Raw genomic sequence first — 21466 nt, forward strand, 5'->3', positions numbered from 1 at the left:
AGTCTACCAAAAGCGGTGAATGAGCCAAGATATTGTAATAAAATCACAAATCTTCATCTAAAAGTAGTCACTTCATCTACTGACTTAGATCTTAGCTTTCAGTTGGTTCAGTAACATTTTTAGCTCTGTAGCTAGGTTATAGCCAATTTCCCGATCGCCATAGCGCCAGTCTTGATAGATCTGGGTGATTTTTGCGATCGCAGTTGCCTGTTGCTCAGATACGCGATTTCCAAGACTCGCCACATATTCTTGGGGGGTTTGATAGGAGGATTTTGGTTTACCCTGCTCCGATAGCCACTGCAACATCTGTTGATAGGTACGCTGCGGAATTGGCATTTTTTGAAGCCGACGCAGTTGCCACCACCAAATCATTAATTGCCACAGCGCCCAGCCACCAATGCCGAAACCAAAGGCGATCGCCAGTCCAAAGGCAATCCCAATCCAACCCATTTCGATCAACCAACTAATGATCCCGCCCACAAACTTGGCGATACTATTAAATAGATTTTCAAAAAAGTTATTGACAGGGCTAGGCAAAAATTGAGCAACCCAATTCCAAAAGGTTTGAATTACCCCAAAAGTGCGATTATTTTCGATGGAGGGGGGAAAGAGTGGTCGGTTGGGGACAGGATCGAAAGAAACCCAGCCATAAACGGGGAAAAATACTTCTACTAACGACTGCGTATCAATATTCTGGACTTCGTATAGTCCTGTAAATGGATTAAATTTTCCGGGAGCAAACCCAACCACATAGCGACTGGGAATGCCAATAGCACGCAACATCACCGCCATTGTGGACACAAAATGACTCTCTTCACCGCCACCCTGCTCAATAAATTGAGAAACAAGATCACCCCTAGACTCATCAAAATTGAGGGTTTTGACAGCATAGTTTTGCTTCAACCCTTGGGCAATCTGAATCACCCGATCGTAATTATTATTCAAAGCAATCGGCTTGCCAGACTGATCCTGAGCGCTCACTAGCAAACGTAGCGCCGCGTTCCTGACTTCAGGCGACAAATTGGCAGGAACATCCAAGTAATGTTCACGAATTGAGCGGGGATATTCGTCAGGCATTTGTCGCAATTGCTGAGGATTGCGAGCAATAACATTGGAAATGACGGTGTAGGTTAAATTTTCAGGCAATGGGCCGGGGCCTCGAATCATGCCTTCAGCATCAATATCTAGCTCTTCGCTAGGAAAATAAACCTGATTGGGAACAGCCGCCGCAGGCACAAGATTTGGAAAATTAGTTGAAGTAATTGTGTAGGTTTGCACCACCTCTCGGCGAGTGGGCGCTTGGATTTCTTTGTTTAAACCAATTGAGCTATGAATTGGCGATGGGATAAAGAATTCGTAATTAAAAGGATTGCGCTTGATTGTGCGAAGTTGGGATGGCTCATTGCGAGAAATCCGCCAACCCTTGCCCGTATATTCATCGTATGCCATCACTCGCCAAAATAACTCCGCTTGCGATCGCACTCGCATCACCAATTCGGGTGGACGCTGCGAACCTTTACCCCCCGATGAAGCCGTATCAATTTCAGGGGCAAATAAAGGTGGCAAAGTGTCCAATTCCCCACTTCCACCTGTGCCATCAGTGCCAGTTCCCGTGCCGTTATTACCCTGTTGCTGTTGATTTTGCTGTTGTTGTCTAGATAGGATTTCTCCACGCGGTACTTGGCGCTGTACCGAGAGATTCACACTGATAGGAAAGTTACGGAGCTGAAACCCTGGTAAACGGGGCAGAAAGGCAAAAATCGTCAAGCCCAACACCAATACGATCGCCAGTAGCCCTGATAAGGGCAGCAGGGAAATTCCCATTTTTTCGGGCTGAAAGCTCTCGGTTTTCACCCCCAGTCGTGAACGGTGATCGAGTAATAAAATGGGGACACCCACACATAAAAAGGCAATCAACCATAGGGCAAACACCATGGTTTGGCTGAGAGTTGCCGCCAATGCCATCAGAATCAAGCCAATGATGATCGAATAGCCTAAATCTTTGCGGCGCGGTAGGTCAAAGCTATGCAAAACCTGCAATTGGATCAGGAGTCTTGCCAGCAATAGCCTTGTTTCGTCAGTATTTCGCACCAAGTCATTCAGAAATATGACCAGCATCGCAATCATGGCGATCGCAATGAATAGTTTCACAATTACATTACGCTTGCGTCGGGCATACCATGCCCAGACTGCGGCAATCGCACTGAGGGGAATTGCCCAAACACTGTTACTAGAACTGGCGATCGTGTCCATTGCGCCAATGCTAATAAATACAAAAACCTGTACCAGAACCCGCAATGGAATCGAATCTTCAACCCCCGACACTGTAAATTCCGAGGCTTTTCGCAATTTCTCAAAAGCACCAACCTTGGGATGAGGCTGTCGAATTGTATTCATATTGGCTGAATTTCTTGACTATCAACAATCTTAGCGCCAGTTCTCAAGAACTGGCTGAATTTTGGCTCATGCTGCCATCAAAAAAGAGAGTTGCCTTGCACAAGGCAACTCTCTTTTCGTTACTTAAGACCCGTAAATCTGTGGCGCACGCTGCGCGTGCGCCACAGATTTACGGGTTTTATATTTAAAAATCATCTCGAACCGCAAAAGTGAGAGTCTGCTTAGTTACGACGTTAATAACTAGACTTGGCTCAATCACCGTCACCTGTGGCGCGGTGACATTACCGATAATTGCACCTGCGGCTGCACCACCAAGAATATCTATGATCTGCACATTGCCACGCAAGACACCACCCAGCACTGCACCTGCGGCTCCCCCCAGTCCAGAGTCAACTAGGATTGCACCTGCATTAGTTTCACGCGGATCTTTTACGTCATTAATTAATGCTGATTCAGCCTGCAAGGTGACAGTTGCGCCACGACTAGTAAATTTTTGCGCCACAAATTTAGAACCACCCTCAGCAGGGACAAACTGTCCCTCAATCACTGCCCCTGATGGAATTAAAACCGTGCCATTATTGGCAACCACATCTTTGGCAACGACAAGATTCGCACTAACAGTTTCCCCCTTGGCAATATACAGAGTCTCTTGCCGATTGATTTTTGTGGCAATCTCTTGACCCACAGGTAGGCTGACCGTAGAGCGAAAAACTTGGGCGATTTGATAATTTGGCGATGTTTGGAATATATCCGATTGGTTACGTGCAGCAGCAAAGATCGGACTCGCCATTAGTAAGGAAGTTGCAGCGAGGCTAATTGTCATACTTAGAGATGAAATGGCTGCAAACTTGATGTTTTGTGTAGCGCTCATACGTGCCTCTGGCAATGTCCATAGAGTTGAGATCTACCTAGGTATGACTAGCTCTGGCTCATTTTTGTTCCGATGCGATCGCAATTTAAATTATGTCAGCACTAACTTTTAGATTGATAATAATTCTTGCCAAGATACAATATTAAACAATTGAAGCAAACGCCCATACAGATGCGTAAATATTCATCCTTATTATTTAGTATCTATATAGGTTCATTTCTACTGCTTTTACTGGGTTTAGTAGTTATTTTTGGCTGGTTGACAGGTTCAGTTAATTTAATTCAGATTAATCCACAATTTGTGCCGATGCAGTTTAATACGGCATTGGGGTTTGTATTGATTAGCATCGCCATTATTGGAGTTGCGGATAAACTCAATAAACTAACTCGATATATTAGTATTGTTTTAATTTTGTTGGGTGGAAGTACCCTAATTCAACAAATATTTGGAATCAATCTTTTTATTGACGAATTATTCATCAAGCATTACATTACAGTCGCTACCTCTCAAGCGGGACGAATGGCTCCGAATACCGCTTTAAATTTTGTATTAAGTGGAATTACTCTTTATACCCTATCCCAAAACAAAATTCACTTAAATCATCTTTTGGTTGGCAGTTTACTAGGTGCGGTCACGATGGGGTTAGGAACCGTTGCTTTTTTAGGGTATTTGTCGAATGTCGAAACAGCTTATGGGTGGGGGCAACTAACCCGTATGGCGATCCATACTTCATTTGGATTTATGGTGGTAGGACTGCTCTTAATTCTGGAAACTAGGGAGTTGAGCCGACGCTTTCATCAGAAGATACCGACTTTAGTTTTGCCATTGACTTTAAATTTGGTAGGGATGACGATTACGGTCTGTCTATGGCAAGCCCTTTATAGTTCAGAAATGAACATCACCAATCGTTATGGCATTCAAACTACAACTTTGGTGATATCGGGCGTTTTAATTTTTGGATGTATATTTTCGGTGGTGATTGCGATCGCAACTTGGTTTGCGATGCGATCCCATGAGCAGTTACAAGCTTTAAGGTCAGCTCAGTCAGAGATTTTATTGCTTAATCAACAATTGGAAAAACTATCCTATCTCGATGGTCTAACGGAAATTGCCAACCGTCGTGCCTTTGATATTGCAATTCAGAAAGAATTAAGTCGTGCTTATCGTTATCAATATTCGATCTCTTTAATCCTGCTCGATATTGATTATTTCAAAGCCTACAATGATTACTATGGGCATCAGTTAGGCGATGAATGTATCAAAAAAATTGCCCATGCGCTGAATGTACTTGCCAAACGAACAACTGACATGGCAGCGCGTTATGGTGGCGAAGAATTTGTGCTGTTATTGCCTGAAGCTAAAGCTGAGGATGTCGAGAAAATTGTGGAGAAAACTTTAAATGCGATCGCAGATTTGAGGATTCCCCATGCCGTTTCCCCCATTAACTCCTTCGTGACAATTAGTGCGGGGATAGTGGCGCTAATTCCCGATGCGGATACCACCCCTGAAGTTTTAATTGAGCAGGCTGACCAAGCTCTATATCAAGCTAAAGCAAATGGGCGCAACTGTTTTGTGGCAGTTCGCAACCAATAAAAAAGCGGCGCTTCGCGCCGCTTTTTTATTGCATTCTAAAGACTCTTCACAGTCTCAAAGAAGAATCGAGCATTATCTTCAGGTGTGGTGGACAGGATGCCATGTCCAAGATTCATGATGTGGCCCTTCTTGCCAGCCTTCGCCACAACTTCCAGAATCCTCTCGCGAATGTAACTTTGATCTGCAAAGAGAACACAGGGATCGAGGTTGCCTTGCACAGGAATATGACGACCAATACGATCGCGAGCTTCTGCCATATCCACAGTCCAGTCAACGCTAACAATATCGACACCAGACTTGGGCATACGATCAAGAATGCCTGCACTGCCGCTAATGTAAAGAATCATTGGGGTATCAGGATACTTTGCCTTGACCTGATCCACGACCATCTTTTGATAGGGCAGAGCAAAAATTTCATAATCCGTTGGGCAGAGATGTCCAGCCCAAGAGTCAAACATCTGGACAACTTGAGCGCCACACTCGATCTGATGGATGACATACGCGCCAATCATATTAGCGAGCTTGGTCAAGAAGCTATGAATGATCGCAGGTTCTCTGTATGCCATCGACTTGATTACGGAATAGTCCTTAGAGCCTTTACCTTCGACGGAGTAAGCCGCTAAAGTCCAAGGTGCACCGACAAATCCGAGAATAGTTGCTTGATCCTTAACTTCTTCTTTAATAGCGCTGAGGATCTTGCGAATGAAGGGAACAGCGGTATCAGGATCAAAATCTTGGAGCGCGTCAACTTGAGCTTGGGTACGAATTGGTGACTCAATAATGGGGCCACGGCTTTCGATAATGTCAAAGTTAATACCAATGCCTGCGAGGGGAGTCAGGATATCGGAAAACATGATTACGCCATCGGGCTGGAAGGCGCGAAAGGGCTGTAAAGAAATTTCGGCGGCGAGTTCAGGGATCTCTGATCGCTCTCTAAATGTAGGATATTTTTCGCGCAAGTCACGATATACCTTCATGTATCTTCCTGCTTGGCGCATCATCCAGACTGGTGGACGATCCAGTTCTTCACCTCTTGCTGCCCTTAGCAAGCGATCATTTCCTCCCATAATTAACTCTTTCCTATGTTTTTAAACTTTATTTATGATTGTGCTTTTGAATTATAGAACGTCACGTACCAGACACTAACGCTTTAGCGGCTAGGCTGAGTCATGATTTTGCGATGTTATAGACTGTGATCACCTCACCAAATCTGAAGCTGAGACAACATTGGTCTAGAAAATTTAGGCTTTATTTAACCTCTAATTATGGTTTAGGTACTTATACTTTCTTTAAGATATGTTATTAATACTTAAGCTACTAACTTTTAACGATGAAGTATAGGCTCAGTAAAAGTTTGAGCGAATCAATGCATAGGTTTAAAAACTGTGAGTAATGAAGGGGCAAATTTGACAAAGGAAGCTTGTGTGGTGGCAGATACAGCAGAGCAGGTAACGATATCTCCTAAAAAGTCGCCTTTCAATTCAGGGATGGCGATCGCAGTGACTTGTTTGGTAGTTGTCGTTAGCATATTGCTATGGGTGATGCGCCCACCCCTAGATTTGTATACCCAGTCAGTCTTAAATCTATCGGGTGATCCCGTGCAGGGACGCTCTATTTTTGTGATGAATTGCGTTGCCTGTCATGGGCAATGGGCAAATGGCAAGGTTGGACCAAGTTTGCAGGGTGTATCCGATCGCAAATCTGACGCGAGACTGATTCAGCAGGTTGTTAGTGGCGAAACCCCACCAATGCCCCAGTTCCAGCCCAGTCCACAGGATATGGCAGATTTATTAAGCTATCTCAAACAGCTTTAAACCAAAAATCCTCGCAATGCGAGGATTTTTGGTTTAAAGCATAGCAATCAGAGTTTTAACAACTCACCGATTCCCTTTTCAGCAACATCAAGCATTTGGTTTAATTGCGATCGCGAAAATGTTTTGGATTCCGCAGTGCCTTGCACCTCGATCAGATTACCTGTGTCGTCCATCACCACATTTAGGTCAACACTAACCGCCAAGTCCTCTTTGTAGTTCAGATCTAAAATTGGCTGATCATCCCATAAACCCACAGATACTGCGGCTACGGCATTCCGAATTGGCGATCGCAGAATTTTGCCCTCTGCCAGTAAGCGATCGCAAGCAGCTTTTAGGGCGATAAATCCACCCGTGATCCCGCCTGTGCGTGTGCCGCCATCGGCTTGTAACACATCAATATCGACGGTGAAAGTATAATTTGCGATCGCAGTCATATCCAGAGCTGCCCGTAAGCTGCGCCCAATCAGTCGTTGAATTTCCTGAGTCCGCCCCGATAGTTTCGTAAACTCGCGCTGTTGCCGTGGAATCGTCGCCGCAGGGAGCATTCGATATTCTGCCGTCAGCCAGCCTTGATTGCTACCAGCCAAAAATTTGGGTACGCCTTCTTCGATGGAAACAGTGCAGATTAATTGGGTATCACCAAACTTTGCCAAGACTGAACCCGCAGGGGCTTGAGTAAATGGCATCTGTAACTGCACAGGGCGCAATTGATCCCAAGCTCTCCCATCAGGACGCTGGAGAATGGGTAAATCGCTCATGGGTCACTCTTCGTTAAGGTATGTCATCACAATCATATAGCAATGCAAGTTTTGCTTGCTTTTGCTTAGGTTTACTTTTTTTTGCCCTTTTTAGATGGCGGATCACGAAGGCGTGGAGGCGTAATTACTGGTTCGGTAGGAGCTATCTGTTCGGTAGGAGCAGTCTGTTCGGTAGGAGCTATCTGTTCTTGAGGACTAAGTTCTACTGCTTTTGCAAAGGCAGCGATCGCCTCCTCCTCCCGTCCTAGCCTTCTCAGTAATAACCCCTTCGCGCCCCAAATCTTTGGATTTGTTGGATCAATTTTTAGTGCTTCTTCTACTTTCGCCAAAGCTTCTTGAGGTTTATTGTTGCGATTAAGCACCAGTGCCTGAGCCAATAATTCTTCAACGGATAAAGGCGTTGGTGCAACAGTCGGAGTTGGCGTTGGGCTAGATGATGGCGTTGTTATGGGACTTATCGATGGAGTAGTTGCGGTGGGACTACTGGTAACTTCCGTAATTGGTGATTTGTTACTAAATTTAGCGAACACAAAGCTGATAATTAACAGAATTAAAGCGCTACTTCCCGCAATCCATAGCCAAAGTGGAAGCCGACGAGTTGCCACACTTTGGAACGGGATGGTATGCAGTTGACTCGGATGCTCTTTTTGCAAATAGACATCTGGCGACTGCGGCGAGACAACCACGGTTTCAAGGTTACTAACAGTATTGTTAGCATTGATTACAGTAGGTAAGTCATTGTCCTGAGCAATTGTGGCGATCGCTGCCAGTACCTGCTGGGCAGTTTGATAGCGCTGACGAAAATCATAGCGAACCATCTTGTCGAGAATGTCAAGAAATTTTGCTGAGTAAACACCCTGCGGGACGAGATCGCGCCAAAGTAGCTCGGCAGTTTCAGGATGTTCATGAAAGCGACGCGGCTCTGCGCCAGTGATCGCTTGAATACCCATCATCCCCACTGCATAGATATCGCTACTAAAGCGAGGCTTACCATTCAGTTGTTCTGTCGGCATGTACCCAGGGGAGCCGATCGCAATCGTCAGATTGGTATTTCCCTGTGAATCTCCTGCCAGACCACCAATTTCTTTAACTGCGCCAAAATCGATTAACACAATTTTTTGGTCAGACTTACGCCTGATTAAGTTCGCAGGCTTAATGTCACGGTGGACTACACCTTGACCATGGACAAAAACTAAAATTTCTAATAGCTCTTTTAGCAAGGTCAGCACTGTCGATTCAGGCAGGTGCTTGCCAGTCCCAATCTCTTTGCTGAGATCTGAACCATCAGCAAATTCTTGAACTAGATAAAATTCATTACCTTCTTGAAAATGGGCAAGTAAACGGGGAATGCGATCGTGATTGCCTAGGGCATAGAGAATTTCTGCTTCTTGATCAAACAAGCGCTTAGCAGTTTCCAAGACAAATGGCTCACTAGAGATCGGTTTGAGTTGCTTGACGACGCAAGTGGGCTGTGTTGGCAGATCAATGTCTTGGGCTAGATATGTTTGTCCAAAGCCACCACCACCAAGGTGACTCACGATTTTGTAATGCCCTCTAAGCGTTGTGTTTAGCACAATTAATCTGCATTACCTCTAGATCCAAAGTAAAAACCAAGTGCTGTACCTATTAATCCAGTCTGGGCAGTCAATATGAATGTGATTAGATCTTTCGCTAACGTACTAGTTTTATCAAACGAACTATTCTTTTTCTCATCAACAATAAATCCTGACATTATTATCAGGGAAATGATCAGACAAAAGCTAGCCGCTATAGTGCCAGCAAGTGTATAAGTTAAAAAGGTGGCTAACCATGAACGAGTTGTCTCTTGTCTAGCTGGAATATCAACTTCTTCGCCCTGTGTTGGAGTAATGTCTTTAAGACTAACTCCCTCAATATTTTTATTTGTCCGAATATAATCCCTATTTATTTCAACATCAGGTAAATTGGAAATCTTGTTTGTCTCCAAAGGTTGCGAAATAGGCGTATTTTTTTCTTCAGGATTCATGACCACAATTGCTGGTTGATATTCCAAATATATTTCTCTTACTTTAAGTCAATCCTACGAACTGAATTATCTTTGTGCTGGACTAAAAGCTTACCGCCTTGCTTAGCCGTAAGATCGTGAATATATGCGGCAATAGCGATCGCTTTTTTGAGAGCAACTTCTGGACTGATACCTTGCTCTTCTGCAAGCCAATTAATTAGATTTACTGTTTCGTTATCAATTTTGCTAGGGGTTGGAGAATCAACTGTCAAATGAGTCTCGCCTTGAGAAATTGAATAAACATTTCGATTAGATAAATCATCAGACATAAAATACATTTTATCGTCTGCAATTCTAGTCCCAGACCTTGTATATTTTGGCATAGGTTTACAAATTACATTCTTTGTACTTTCAGTATAGCCTTGGGTAATTACCACCAAGATAGATCTCTGACTTGTATCTTAAAACAAAAAATAGGAAAGCGTAAAACGCTTTCCTATTTTTTTGAGGTTAGTTTTTGAGGTTAGCTTTACAAAACACTTGCCAGCTTTACATAGAAGCAAGTGCGGCGATCTTAGAAATCTTGTCCGTGCTTAGCCCCTCTAGCTCATCAATGCTTAACCACCCGTCTTTAACCAACCCCGCAAACACAAACACCAACATCGACAACTGATAGTCATAGCGTCCATCGACTTCATGGCGTTTAATGCTCAAAAAGTCATGTAAGCGCCACATGTCATCAATTTCATTGACAGAGCTAGCTCTGTGACGCACTGAGTCAATCAGAGCGCCAATTTCACGCTTGTAGGCAATATCAAACGCCTTTCTAGCTGCGGTTTCTTCAGTCGTTGTCCATTCGGCATTCATTACTTGCATTTTAAAGTTGGTCTAATAGAAAAGATTTATTTATATTAAGAATAATAACAACTTATGCTTAGATCTTGCAATTACCACTAGATCTCTTTATTTTTTGCTGCCTTTTGGGGATCAATTTTAATTTTTGGGTTGTCCGCGTCTTTGGTGGAGAAAACCCCAAAATTTAGTTGCAACTTTTGTTATGTATTTGTGCAAACATTTGCTAGTATATAAATCGCTCTTTTGACGAACGAGCAAATTTAGGGTGACTGGCGCAGTGGTAGCGCATCGGACTCTTAATCCGCTGGTCCTGGGTTCGAATCCCAGGTCACCCATATTTACGATTTAAGTTAGAGGAAGCGCTTCCTCTAACTTTTGGCGAAACACTACAAAAATCAAAGCGATCGCATACACTAGTAACAAATCTTTACGATTATTGCTAGCGATGCCAGACCATACCCACATCCATGTTAGAGGTGCAAAACAGCACAATCTTAAAAATGTTGACCTCACCATTCCTCGGGACAAATTAATTGTATTTACAGGGGTGTCTGGCTCTGGCAAATCGTCTTTAGCCTTCGATACGATTTTTGCGGAGGGGCAACGGCGTTACGTGGAATCGCTGAGTGCCTATGCACGACAATTTTTAGGACAAGTTGATAAGCCCGATGTGGACTACATCGAGGGTTTGAGTCCTGCGATTTCGATTGACCAAAAATCGACTTCCCATAATCCCCGCTCTACGGTTGGCACGGTTACCGAGATTTATGATTATTTACGATTGCTATTTGGGCGGGCAGGTTCGCCCCATTGCCCGATTTGCGATCGCAATATTGCACCGCAAACCATTGATTGGATGGTTGATGCAATTATGGAAATTAGCGATCGCACTAAATTTCAACTACTTGCACCAGTTATTCGCGGTAAAAAGGGAACTCACAAAAAACTATTAGCCAGCCTTGCCTCTGAAGGATTTGGACGAGTGCGGATTGATGGCGAAGTGCGGGAACTCAGCGACAATATTGAACTTGATAAAAATAAGCTCCATGACATTGAAATTGTCGTTGATCGCCTTGCGCGAAAAGATGGCATTCAAGAACGATTAACCGATTCCTTAGCAACTTGTTTGAAACGTGCCGAAGGGATTGCGATGGTGGAGATTATGTCTGCATCTCCAGAGAACGATGGGAGCAAGAATCATATTCTTACTTTCTCGGAAAACTTTGCCTGTCCCGAACATGGCGCAGTAATGGAAGAACTATCGCCACGAATGTTTTCCTTCAATTCTCCCTATGGAGCTTGCCCTGCCTGTCACGGTTTGGGAAGTATTAAAACCTTTAATCCCGAATTGATTGTGCCTGATCCGTCACTACCCGTCTATGCCGCGATCGCGCCTTGGGCAGATAAGACCCATACCTATTACATTTCTTTGTTATCCAGTGTTGGCGAATATGCAGGTTTTGAGATTAATACCCCTTGGCAAGATCTGTCACAGGCGCAGATTGACATCATTTTGCATGGCACTACCGAAAAGATTTTAATTAAACCCGACTCGTTATATCGCGATCGCAGTGAGGGATATTACAAACGCTATGAGGGTGCGATCGCAATTTTAGAGCAACAGTACAAAGAGGCAGGGGAATCACAAAGGCAGAAGTTAGAGAACTACCTAATTGAGCAACCCTGCGCCACTTGTGAAGGCACGCGACTCAAGCCCGAATCCCTTGCAGTAAGGATTGGGGGCTATCATATTATTGATTTTGTCTCCGTTCCCATTGGCACTTGTTTAGAACGTCTACAAAATCTCAATCTTGATGCGCGAACAAGACAAATTGGCGATCGGGTATTACAGGAAATTGAAGCCAGACTGCAATTTCTCTTAGATGTTGGCTTAGACTATCTCACCCTCGATCGCTCCACGATGTCTCTCTCTGGCGGAGAAGCCCAACGGATTCGTCTCGCCACTCAGATTGGGTCAGGGCTAACAGGTGTTCTTTATGTATTAGATGAGCCGAGCATTGGACTGCATCAGAGGGATAATTCCCGACTCCTCGCCACCTTAACGAAACTACGCGATCTCGGTAACACCTTGATTGTGGTAGAACATGACGAGGAAACGATCCGTGCTGCCGACTATCTTGTCGATATTGGTCCTGGGGCAGGGGTGCATGGTGGTCGCGTCATCGCCCAAGGCAATGTCAAAGATATTGAGGAACATCCCGAATCCCTCACAGGGGCTTATCTCTCGAAACGGAAGCAGATCCATACACCCACAGAACGTCGTGAAGGAAATGGGAAGCACCTCGAAATTTGTAATGCCTACTTAAACAATCTCAAAAACATCAATGTCAAACTGCCTTTGGGAAAACTGGTCTGCATCACAGGCGTATCAGGCTCTGGCAAATCAACACTCATCAATGACCTGCTGCACCATTCCCTTGATCACCATTTCTCTCGCAAAGTACCAGCACCCAAAGGACTTGATGAGGTCAAAGGACTCCAAGCTCTTGATAAATTCATCGTCATTGATCAGTCCCCAATCGGACGGACTCCCCGTTCCAATCCTGCTACCTATACAGGGCTATTTGATGTCATTCGGGAAACCTTCGCCCTCACAACGGCGGCAAAAACTAGAGGCTATAAAGCAGGGCAGTTCTCTTTTAATGTCAAAGGTGGACGCTGTGAAGCCTGTGCAGGACAGGGGGTGAATATCATTTCCATGAATTTTCTACCCGATGTCTATGTGCAGTGCGATGTTTGCAAAGGGGCAAGATATAACCGTGAAACTTTGCAAGTGAAGTATAAAGACAAGACGATCGCCGATGTTTTAGATATGACGATCGAAGAGGCGAGACAATTCTTTGAAAATATTCCCTCAGCACATACGAAATTGGGAATGTTAGTGGATGTGGGGCTAGGCTATGTGAGGTTGGGACAGTCTGCACCGACCCTCTCTGGTGGTGAGGCGCAACGGGTGAAGCTAGCCACAGAGCTATCCCGTCGAGCGACGGGTAAAACCCTCTATCTGATTGATGAACCCACGACGGGTTTAAGTTTCTACGATGTCCATAAATTACTGGATGTGATGCAGCGCCTTGTTGATAAGGGCAATAGCATTATCACGATTGAGCATAATCTCGATGTGATTCGCTGTGCGGATTGGATTATTGATTTGGGGCCAGAGGGTGGCAATTTGGGTGGTGAAGTGATTGCTGAGGGAACACCTGAGCAGGTTGCCAAGGTGAAGAAATCCTATACAGGTAAATATCTAAAGCAAGTTTTAGCAGCATATCCACGCACAATATCCGCGACATGATGTCTTTACCCAAATAGATAAAAGCATAGCTTTTATCTATTTGGGTTTGAGCTCAAAGCGCTGTGTTTTAGATGTAATACATAGTGGTGGCAATTTGGCGTTGCCGCTGCCGATCGCAGAGATCTTTGAGGGTACAGCTATCTAAAACATTAGAAGCAGCCTTTTGCGAAGCCTCCCATATTTCATGAATTACCGAAAGAGATGCACTTGTATGTGTCGATTTGTGGTTTTGTTCTGCGATCGCATCATACCCCTCAATACCTCGGACAACCTCTAATACACTGATTTCCCAAGGATCACGGGCTAGGATATATCCACCCTTAGCTCCGCGCTGACTTTTGACTAAACCTTGACGCTTGAGGGTGGCAAGTAATTGCTCTAAATAGCGATCGGGAATATTTTGTTGGACGGCAATTTGACGAATCTGGAGAGGCTGATCGAGCGCAAAATGATTAGCTAGCTCAAGCATAGCCAAGATTGCATATTCACTTTTAAGAGAAAGTTCCACAACAGACCGTAATTCTTGTTTAAAAACATTTTTCTGAACTGCATTCTATGATACTACGGTATGTCACTGTAAATTTAGAGCAAATATTCTCTAAAAATCCAAAAGACAAAACGCATTATTCTCCTTTTTACTTAACTACTGGTCGAATAAATCGGCTATTTGCTCTTACATAACATGCCTCTTCTGAGGAAGAGACATCACGAACTGGCATCCAAGGTCTACCATTTTGATCTCGAGGGTTTATGAAAACTTCGTCAGATCCACCTCGATAGATTTGTACTTCTAAAATATCATTGGCAAAATAAGTACGTTTTACAGGACTATCTATCCTTGGCTCTTGACGACAATTGAGTCTATCAACAACAACTCGCCAGAGCGATCCTGTCCCAAATCTATCTCCTCTTGGAGATTGTACATTAGTTTCATTTCTGTGGTAGTTGCCCTGTTTATCTGGGACAGCAACCTGAGCTTGGATGGCGGTGGCTGACAATAATGTCACTGGCAAGACAACGAGCAGCAGCATAGAATGTTTCAGGGAGATAGAAACAGTATTCATATTATGAAGAGATCGCAGCATGGGCAGTGTATATGAACAGTTCTAAGGATGCGGTAACAGTAGCAGGGTTGACGCAGGCGATTACGCTTTTGTTGCGGGACGAAATTGGTATTGTCAAAGTCACGGGGGAAATATCAGGATTCACCACTGCCGCCTCTGGACATCGCTACTTTACGCTCAAGGATGAGTCTGCCCAGATCGACTGTGTGATGTGGGCAAGCCGCACTTTATCATTTCGTCCTAAAAGTGGAATGCAGGTGGTCGTGCAGGGGCGGCTGACAGTCTATGCCACCCGTGGCAAATATCAAATCGATTGCGATCGCATGACTGCCGCAGGACAGGGGGATCTATATCTAGCCTTTGCCGCTCTCAAGGAAGACCTTACTGAACGGGGCTATTTCGCCCCAGAACGGAAACGCGAACTGCCCATATTACCGCTCAAAATTGGGGTGGTAACTTCATCAACGGGAGCTGTAGTTCAGGATATCCTCAGCACCCTGAATAGACGCTCGCCCCATTGTCACATTTATCTTTGCCCTGCTACGGTGCAAGGTGAAACTGCCCCCGAAGAGATTGCGGCGGCGATCAATGCTTTACAAAATACAGATGCCGATGTGTTGATCGTCGGGCGTGGTGGTGGCTCCATTGAAGACCTATGGGCTTTTAATACCTTGGTGGTTGCTGAGGCGATCTATAAATCGAGAATTCCGATTATTTCAGCAGTGGGGCATGAAACCGACTTTACGATCGCAGATTTTGTCGCCGATGTCCGCGCTGCCACCCCCACTGCCGCCGCCGAGCTAGTCTCCCAATGCGATCGCGATATGCTGTGGCAACAGGTCACAGCTTGGGAAAATCGGTTAACGCAGGTGGTGCATTTACAAATGCAGCAATATCAACAACGTCTTCAGGGAATTGTTAATAGCTATGCGTTGCAAAATTTTAGCGATCGCTTGCATGATCGCGCCCAACAGCTAGATGAAGCCGATCGCGATATGCAAAAGTCTCTAGGGCGACATCTGCGCTTATCTAACACCAAGCTCGATAGTATCACTGCCCATTTGCGATCGCTATATCCCCTCTCACCATTGCAGCGAGGATTTGCCCTGTTGCGTAGCGCTAATCGCACGCTCAGCAATGAGGATTCCCTAGCTGATTTTGATAAAGTAGAAATCGTGCGGCGATCGGAAATTGCCCAAGCCAAGATTGAGAAAGTAACTGAAAAAGCATATGACCGACCTGAATAAATCGTCCAAAAAATCTACTAAAAGTTCTCAAGAGTTGACCTTTGAAGAACAAATGCGACGACTTGAAGAAATTGTGGAAATTCTGGATGATGGGGAGGCTTCTCTGGATGAAATGTTGTTACTCTATGAAGAAGGTATGAAGCGATCGCAATATTGTCGTGAATATCTGGAAAGAGCAGAGCAAAAAATCACCCTCATTCAAAGTCAGAATAGTTTTTAAAAGTCCATATTCAGCACAAATACACTACTGGATCTATAACTATGCCTCCTCAATTACCTCTCCATATCCAAATGATGCAGATGATTTCTGGATATTGGGTATCTCAATGTATTTATGTGGCAGCGAAACTTGCGATCGCGGATCATCTCACCAAGTCGCCTCAAACCTATCAATCTCTTGCCACTGCCACCCATAGCAATCCCAGCGCTCTCTACCGTGTTCTTCGCGCCCTAGCTAGTGTTGGTATTTTTACAGAAACAGAATCAGGCAACTTTGCGATGACTCCCCTTGCGGAGTTTTTACGCAGTGATAGTCCCCAATCGATGCAACCAACTGCAATTATGATGGGTGAACCAGAACATTATCAAGCTTGGGGAGACTTGCTGCACAGTGTCAAAACAGGTGAGCCAGCCTTTGATCATCGCTTTGGTAAGGGGGTATTTGAATATTTTGGGACTAATCCTGAAGCTGCCCAAATCTTTGAACGCTCGATGAATAATTTCTCGGAGATTGAATTAAGGGCAATTGCCCCAGTCTATGATTTCTCAGATTTTAAAGTATTGATTGATGTGGGCGGTGGCTATGGGGAGTTACTCGCTGAGATTTTACAACAACACCCTGACAGCAAAGGGATTCTCTTTGATGAAAAATATGTGATTGAAAACGCTGCCGCCACCCTTGCAAAACATGGTATTGCCGATCGTTGTGAATGTGTAAGTGGTAGCTTTTTTGACTCTATACCCAGTGGTGGCGATGCTTATCTACTTAAGCATATTGTCCATGACTGGGATGACGAAAGAGCGATCGCAATTCTCAAGACTTGTCAGCAGGCAATGGATGCTCACAGCAAAATTTTGGTCATTGAGCAGGTTGTCCCTCAAGGCAATGAACCCTCTGGCGCGAAGATGTTAGACATCAATATGCTGGTCATGTGTCCTGGAGGCAAAGAGCGCACCGAGTCAGAGTTTAAATATATTTTTGAGCAAGCAGGCTTAAAATTGCTCCGCATTATCCCCACTGCTGAGGATATTCATATTATTGAAGGTTGCAAAGCTTAAATTTAGTCCCAAAAATCCAAAAATATGGCTCACAAGGGTAATAAGTCTTTTTTACCGAGCAAAGATTGCCTTGTCTGCGGCAAACCCTTTTCATGGCGCAAAAAATGGGAAAAGTGCTGGGATGAAGTCAAATACTGTAGCGATCGCTGTCGTAAGCAGAAATAATCTCAGCTATAAAAACCGATTTCTTGAAAGACCGCCTCAGGCGATCTTTCAAGAAATCCGATCCGTTTTATCAATAAACAGCACATGATCAAAACCTACACACAATCCCCAAAAGCCCAAACTTGGCTCGAAAACTATCGTGGTAAACGCCCAGTCTTTGCCTGTGTGTTAGGTTTTACCGCCACGGGACTCATCCCCAATATTTCCGCCGCAGGCGCAACACCCGAAGACCGCAAATACACAGCGATCGCTGACGCTGAGTTTTTAGCAACAGGAAAAAACCTCAACTTCCCTCTACCTCCCCTAATGGCGGGTGCATCGCCCGTACTGATTTCCCGCGCCGTCGTGGCGGCTCAAGACTTGCCCCTATATATTTTTGATGCAGGTTTAGCGATCGCAGCTACCCCTGAGACTAAGGCGATTGGCCTTGGTGGCAAGCCCGCCAATTGCTTAAGTACAGGTGAAGCATTACCCATGGAAACGGTAATACATTTATTCAAACAGGGCTTGCTGTGGGGAGAAAAACTAGCCCAAGCAGGAGCCTATGTGATCTTGAGTGAATGTGTTGTCGGTGGTACGACTACTGCTTTGGCTGTTCTGACTGCCTTGGGGATTAACGCGAAGGATAAAGTCAATAGCTCTCATCCCACCTGTAACCATGCCCAAAAATGGGAAATTGTGCAGTCAGGATTGCAACATCTAGCACCATCGGCTAATCCCTTGGAAATCGTGGCAGCCGTGGGCGACCCCATGCAAATCGTGGTTGCAGGTATGGCGATCGCCGCCAGTTGTCATGGTGGCGCATTACTGGCTGGTGGTACACAGATGTTAGCGGTCTATGCCCTTGCCTTTGCGATCGCAAATTATCAAAATCGGCAATGGCATCCCGAAGCTATCGTCATCGGCACAACTCGATGGGTTGCGGAAGATCCCACAGGGAATACTGTTGATTTAGCCCTTGCCGTGGGCGATGTCCCCTTGATCGCTACTCAGTTAAGCTTTGCTCAGTCACAGTTTCCACAACTCCGTGCCTATGAGCAGGGCTTTGTCAAAGAAGGTGTTGGTGCTGGTGGTGCGGCGATCGCTGCTCATTTGTACCAAAATTGGACTCAAGAGAGATTGTTAACTGCGATCGAATCACAGTTATAGCTGGGGTTCAATTCCCGCCGCACGCAGTTGGGCAATCAAGATCTCATTTTTTTGACGCTCTTGCTCTGCCCGTTGACGCTCCTGCTCGGCAACTAACCTTTCCTGTTGCGCGATTAACTTTTCTTGCTCAGAAGTTTCCCAGCCTGTTAACAGCAAATTGCCATCAGCATCCCACCAACGCAGCCAAGGCAGGTCAGAATTTTGATAAACACCTTTCCAAATACCAAGTTCTACACCTAATTCTGCGATCGGGAAATGTCCTCTTTCATTAGCTTCGACTAATTCAAAATGGTTGGTGACATGGCGATATAATTCAATGCTCGATTTCTGCACCTCATAAATGCCATAAAAAGCAGGACGAATCACCTGCTCATAAATAAAAAATTTACCTGTCCAAGGAGTGCGATCGCGCTCTTCTTTGCCAGTACCAGACACAAATTCTAAAATGATCAGTGGGGCAATAAATTCTTGCCAAAGCACATAGGAGCGGCGAGACTGACCATCTAATGTCGGCGGTACATTCGGCACATAAAACCAATCAGGGGCTTCTGCACCTTTTTCGGGTGGTTCCGTCATCCGCCAATAGATGCCCGAATCTTGTCCAATCGCATACTGACCATCGGGATGATATTTTCGTAAAATCGGCTCAATCGAATCTGTGAGCAGGATACTTTGGGGATGCTCTTGAAAATTTTTCACAAATGTACCATCAGATTCGGGTAGTTGCGTATGGTCGGGAAGTGTGATGCGATCTCTAGATGGATCTAAGGTAAAAGTCATAGTTTTTCCTTTTGACGCATAGATAAATATTTCCCGCTATTTGTGCCGTGCTTTGATTGGTACAAATGGCATAGTCGAACTCATGTAAAAGCATCATAACTCAATACAAATCAATACTTCTGATCGTGAGATTACCTGAGAACTGAAGTATATATTTTCATTAATTGCTGATAATTGGTGGAGCGGGTATAAAGTTTTTCATAGGTTTGAGATGCATTCTTCCCTAAAATTGATAATGCTTCAGGATTTGTACCGCACCAATGTAATTTTTCTACCCATGCGCTAATGCGATCGCAAGAAATTAAAAAGCCGTTATGTTCTGAGGTAATTAATTCGGATAAAGCTCCTATGTCTGAGGCAAGGACAGGTTTGCCACAGGCAAAAGACTCAACTACTACTCGCCCGAAAGTTTCATGCCATTGTGACGGCACGGCGATTGCGGTTGCCGATTGGATTACTTCCATAATTTTAGTGGGCGGCAAATATCCTAGAAATTTAACATTCTTTAATCCTAACTCAAGAACAAACTGCTCTAGTTTTGATTTTTCTGCACCATCGCCAAGGATTTTTAATTGCCAGTCTGGTCTATCTAGAGCCGCCCAAGCTTTTAGCAATGTAAGTACGCCTTTCTCTGGGGATAGTCTACCAACAAATAAAAAATTAGGTTGATTAAAAATTTTTAATTCTAAGTCTTTCTGGACAGAGGAATTAATTACATTGGGTCTTACATGGAGGAGATTGCTATTAATGCCAATTTCTTTAAGTTTATCTGCGGCGAAGTGACTAGGTGTAATAAACCCACTGACATCTTTTTGCCAAGTGCGCCGCCAACGATTGAGGGTGATCATTGCCCAAACTGCTAAGGATGCGATCGCGGAGTCACGGTAACAACCATAAATCACGCCGCGCCAAGGATTTTGGCTCACACAGGCTTCGCAAATTTTGCCATTTCTTAATAAGTAGCCATTCAAGCAACCCAGTCGGAAATTGTGTAAATGTTGAATTGTGGGAATATTTAGCGATCGCGCTGCTGCATGGACAGAGGGTGAGAATAGCGGAAAAAAATTCTGGACATGGACAATATCTGGTTTAAGCTTTTGAAAATGCGATCGCATTTCCCAATAAACCTTAAAGTTCCAAGCTGTCTCTGCAAATAACTTTAGTTTTTTAAATGGCGAATAGGCTTTAATAATATCATTATGAACTTCAATGAGCGTCACTTGATGACCATATTCGCGTAACAATTCTACATCTGCATCGGTCGAGACATCTTCACCGCCAGCATATTGGTAGCGATTATGAATCATCACAATATGTAGAGGTTTAGACATAAAATTAATCACTTATTTTTGGCGAAAACACGACAGCTTGTAACGCTGCGCCCATACCAAAAACAGGCATTATTTTGTAGATAGAGCTTGCAATTATTTTTAATAGTTTGTTCCAAGTTGAGATAACTTCAATCTTGTAAGGAGCATTTGTAAATATTTTGAATTTATCAAATCCTGAAATTGTCAAACTGCTAGCAAGTGACTTGGAACTATAGTAGTTAATATGTTCAGGAGGGATAATATTTGACCAGTTTTTACCTCTAATTTTTGCTCCCAAACTATCTAAGTTCGGAGTTTCAATAAATAAGATTCCTTCAGGGCTGAGAAGTTTTTGTAGTTTTTTGAGAGTGGCAATAGGGTCGATTACATGTTCAATCACATGGTAGATCGTAATTAAATCAAAATGAGCTTCTGGTAGATCCAAGGATAAAATATCCCCAACTAAAATTTGCTCACGAATATTTATCTGAGCTTGCAGGACAGCTTTAGGAGAAATTTCAGTTCCATAGACCTGCCATCTGTCTGCGATCGCAAATTGCAATAGATCTCCTAAACCACAGCCAATGTCAAGAAATGTTTTATGTGGTTTATTGAATAAATTAGGTTGATGCTTAGAGACTATTTTCTTCAATTCTTGATATCTATTTTTCGTAAAGTCTTGACTAGACATGACACTTTGAGAGTAGTCCTGTCGATAGGATTGTTGATCGTAAAAATTGGCTAGTTCATCTTGTGTAGGTCGTGGCACATAAAACACTAATTGGCAATTTTGGCAAGTTAAGAGTTTTCCTTGGTCAATTGTATAAAGGTGTTTATGGTGGGTATGTTCACATACTGGGCATATATACATAGTTGAATCCATGT

General features: G+C 44.1%; 21 protein-coding genes and 1 tRNA gene. 9 read left to right on the forward strand and 13 right to left on the reverse strand.

The annotated features are described in order from the left end of the window. Positions 1–84: 84 nt before the first annotated feature. Complete coding sequence (locus H6F41_RS12550; RefSeq protein ID WP_190403819.1) at positions 85–2397, reverse strand: transglutaminase TgpA family protein; 2313 nt, start codon at positions 2395–2397, stop codon at positions 85–87. Between the two features lie 184 nt (positions 2398–2581). Beyond that, the gene (locus H6F41_RS12555; RefSeq protein ID WP_190403820.1) at positions 2582–3268 is read right to left on the reverse strand and encodes a hypothetical protein; all 687 of its coding nucleotides are present in this window, start codon (positions 3266–3268) and stop codon (positions 2582–2584) included. 171 nt (positions 3269–3439) lie between these two features. Between H6F41_RS12555 and H6F41_RS12560 the strand changes: the two genes are divergently transcribed. Continuing rightward, on the forward strand, positions 3440–4861 hold the full coding sequence (locus H6F41_RS12560) for a GGDEF domain-containing protein (protein WP_190403821.1): 1422 nt from the start codon (positions 3440–3442) through the stop codon (positions 4859–4861). Between the two features lie 35 nt (positions 4862–4896). Here the strand turns inward: H6F41_RS12560 and hemE are convergent, their stop codons facing one another. Beyond that, entirely contained in the window at positions 4897–5928 is a 1032-nt protein-coding gene (gene hemE / locus H6F41_RS12565; RefSeq protein ID WP_190403822.1) for a uroporphyrinogen decarboxylase, read from the reverse strand. Positions 5929–6246: 318 nt separating this feature from the next. On the opposite strand from hemE, the gene H6F41_RS12570 reads away from it, so the two are divergent. After that, positions 6247–6675 (forward strand): cytochrome c, encoded by a 429-nt coding sequence (locus tag H6F41_RS12570; RefSeq protein ID WP_322095915.1) that lies wholly within the window; start codon positions 6247–6249, stop codon positions 6673–6675. A 47-nt stretch (positions 6676–6722) separates the two neighbouring features. Here the strand turns inward: H6F41_RS12570 and rph are convergent, their stop codons facing one another. The 5 genes from rph to H6F41_RS12595 all read right to left on the reverse strand — a co-directional run bounded on the left by rph (position 6723) and on the right by H6F41_RS12595 (position 10293). After that, positions 6723–7433: a ribonuclease PH gene (gene rph / locus H6F41_RS12575; RefSeq protein WP_190403823.1), complete on the reverse strand. Its 711-nt coding sequence runs from the start codon at positions 7431–7433 to the stop codon at positions 6723–6725. 71 nt (positions 7434–7504) lie between these two features. Continuing rightward, positions 7505–9007 carry a protein kinase domain-containing protein gene (locus H6F41_RS19270; RefSeq protein WP_190403824.1) on the reverse strand — a complete coding sequence of 501 codons (1503 nt, stop codon included), beginning with the start codon at positions 9005–9007 and terminating at the stop codon, positions 7505–7507. A gap of 2 nt (positions 9008–9009) precedes the next feature. After that, positions 9010–9465, reverse strand: coding sequence for a hypothetical protein (locus H6F41_RS12585; protein ID WP_190403825.1), 456 nt, complete (start codon positions 9463–9465; stop codon positions 9010–9012). 11 nt (positions 9466–9476) lie between these two features. Next, positions 9477–9746, reverse strand: a complete 270-nt coding sequence (locus H6F41_RS12590) for a hypothetical protein (protein ID WP_190403826.1) — start codon at positions 9744–9746, stop codon at positions 9477–9479. Between the two features lie 220 nt (positions 9747–9966). Further along, positions 9967–10293: a hypothetical protein gene (locus tag H6F41_RS12595; protein ID WP_190403827.1), complete on the reverse strand. Its 327-nt coding sequence runs from the start codon at positions 10291–10293 to the stop codon at positions 9967–9969. Positions 10294–10535: 242 nt separating this feature from the next. Here H6F41_RS12595 and H6F41_RS12600 point away from each other — a divergent pair. Together H6F41_RS12600 and uvrA are read left to right on the forward strand one after the other, a co-directional pair. Beyond that, a tRNA-Lys gene (locus H6F41_RS12600) sits at positions 10536–10607 on the forward strand. Positions 10608–10717: 110 nt separating this feature from the next. Further along, entirely contained in the window at positions 10718–13588 is a 2871-nt protein-coding gene (gene uvrA / locus H6F41_RS12605) for an excinuclease ABC subunit UvrA (protein WP_190403828.1), read from the forward strand. A gap of 67 nt (positions 13589–13655) precedes the next feature. On the opposite strand, the gene H6F41_RS12610 is transcribed toward uvrA, so the two are convergent. Then, a complete protein-coding gene (locus H6F41_RS12610) occupies positions 13656–14096 on the reverse strand; it encodes an RrF2 family transcriptional regulator (RefSeq protein WP_190403829.1) in 441 nt (146 codons plus the stop codon). 127 nt (positions 14097–14223) lie between these two features. Beyond that, positions 14224–14619 carry a hypothetical protein gene (locus tag H6F41_RS12615; protein WP_190403830.1) on the reverse strand — a complete coding sequence of 132 codons (396 nt, stop codon included), beginning with the start codon at positions 14617–14619 and terminating at the stop codon, positions 14224–14226. 65 nt (positions 14620–14684) lie between these two features. On the opposite strand from H6F41_RS12615, the gene xseA reads away from it, so the two are divergent. From xseA to cobT, 5 genes are all read left to right on the forward strand, one after another. Further along, a complete protein-coding gene (gene xseA, locus H6F41_RS12620) occupies positions 14685–15899 on the forward strand; it encodes an exodeoxyribonuclease VII large subunit (protein WP_190403831.1) in 1215 nt (404 codons plus the stop codon). Further along, positions 15883–16119, forward strand: coding sequence for an exodeoxyribonuclease VII small subunit (gene xseB, locus H6F41_RS12625; RefSeq protein ID WP_190403832.1), 237 nt, complete (start codon positions 15883–15885; stop codon positions 16117–16119). Before xseA ends, xseB begins: the two co-directional genes overlap by 17 nt. A gap of 41 nt (positions 16120–16160) precedes the next feature. Then, the gene (locus tag H6F41_RS12630; protein ID WP_242023032.1) at positions 16161–17177 is read left to right on the forward strand and encodes an acetylserotonin O-methyltransferase; all 1017 of its coding nucleotides are present in this window, start codon (positions 16161–16163) and stop codon (positions 17175–17177) included. Between the two features lie 24 nt (positions 17178–17201). Then, positions 17202–17342 carry a DUF2256 domain-containing protein gene (locus H6F41_RS12635; RefSeq protein WP_190403833.1) on the forward strand — a complete coding sequence of 47 codons (141 nt, stop codon included), beginning with the start codon at positions 17202–17204 and terminating at the stop codon, positions 17340–17342. A gap of 84 nt (positions 17343–17426) precedes the next feature. Then, positions 17427–18491, forward strand: a complete 1065-nt coding sequence (gene cobT, locus H6F41_RS12640) for a nicotinate mononucleotide-dependent phosphoribosyltransferase CobT (RefSeq protein WP_190403834.1) — start codon at positions 17427–17429, stop codon at positions 18489–18491. Here cobT and H6F41_RS12645 read toward each other — a convergent pair. The 3 genes from H6F41_RS12645 to H6F41_RS12655 all read right to left on the reverse strand — a co-directional run bounded on the left by H6F41_RS12645 (position 18486) and on the right by H6F41_RS12655 (position 21464). Next, positions 18486–19271 (reverse strand): Uma2 family endonuclease, encoded by a 786-nt coding sequence (locus H6F41_RS12645; RefSeq protein WP_190403835.1) that lies wholly within the window; start codon positions 19269–19271, stop codon positions 18486–18488. The genes cobT and H6F41_RS12645 overlap by 6 nt on opposite strands. Before the next feature lie 131 nt (positions 19272–19402). Further along, a complete protein-coding gene (locus H6F41_RS12650; RefSeq protein ID WP_190403836.1) occupies positions 19403–20602 on the reverse strand; it encodes a glycosyltransferase family 4 protein in 1200 nt (399 codons plus the stop codon). Between the two features lie 4 nt (positions 20603–20606). Then, positions 20607–21464 (reverse strand): class I SAM-dependent methyltransferase, encoded by an 858-nt coding sequence (locus H6F41_RS12655; protein WP_322095916.1) that lies wholly within the window; start codon positions 21462–21464, stop codon positions 20607–20609. Positions 21465–21466: the final 2 nt, after the last annotated feature.

The organism is Pseudanabaena mucicola FACHB-723 (genome assembly GCF_014696385.1).
In the GTDB taxonomy this organism is placed as follows: Bacteria; Cyanobacteriota; Cyanobacteriia; order Pseudanabaenales; family Pseudanabaenaceae; genus Pseudanabaena.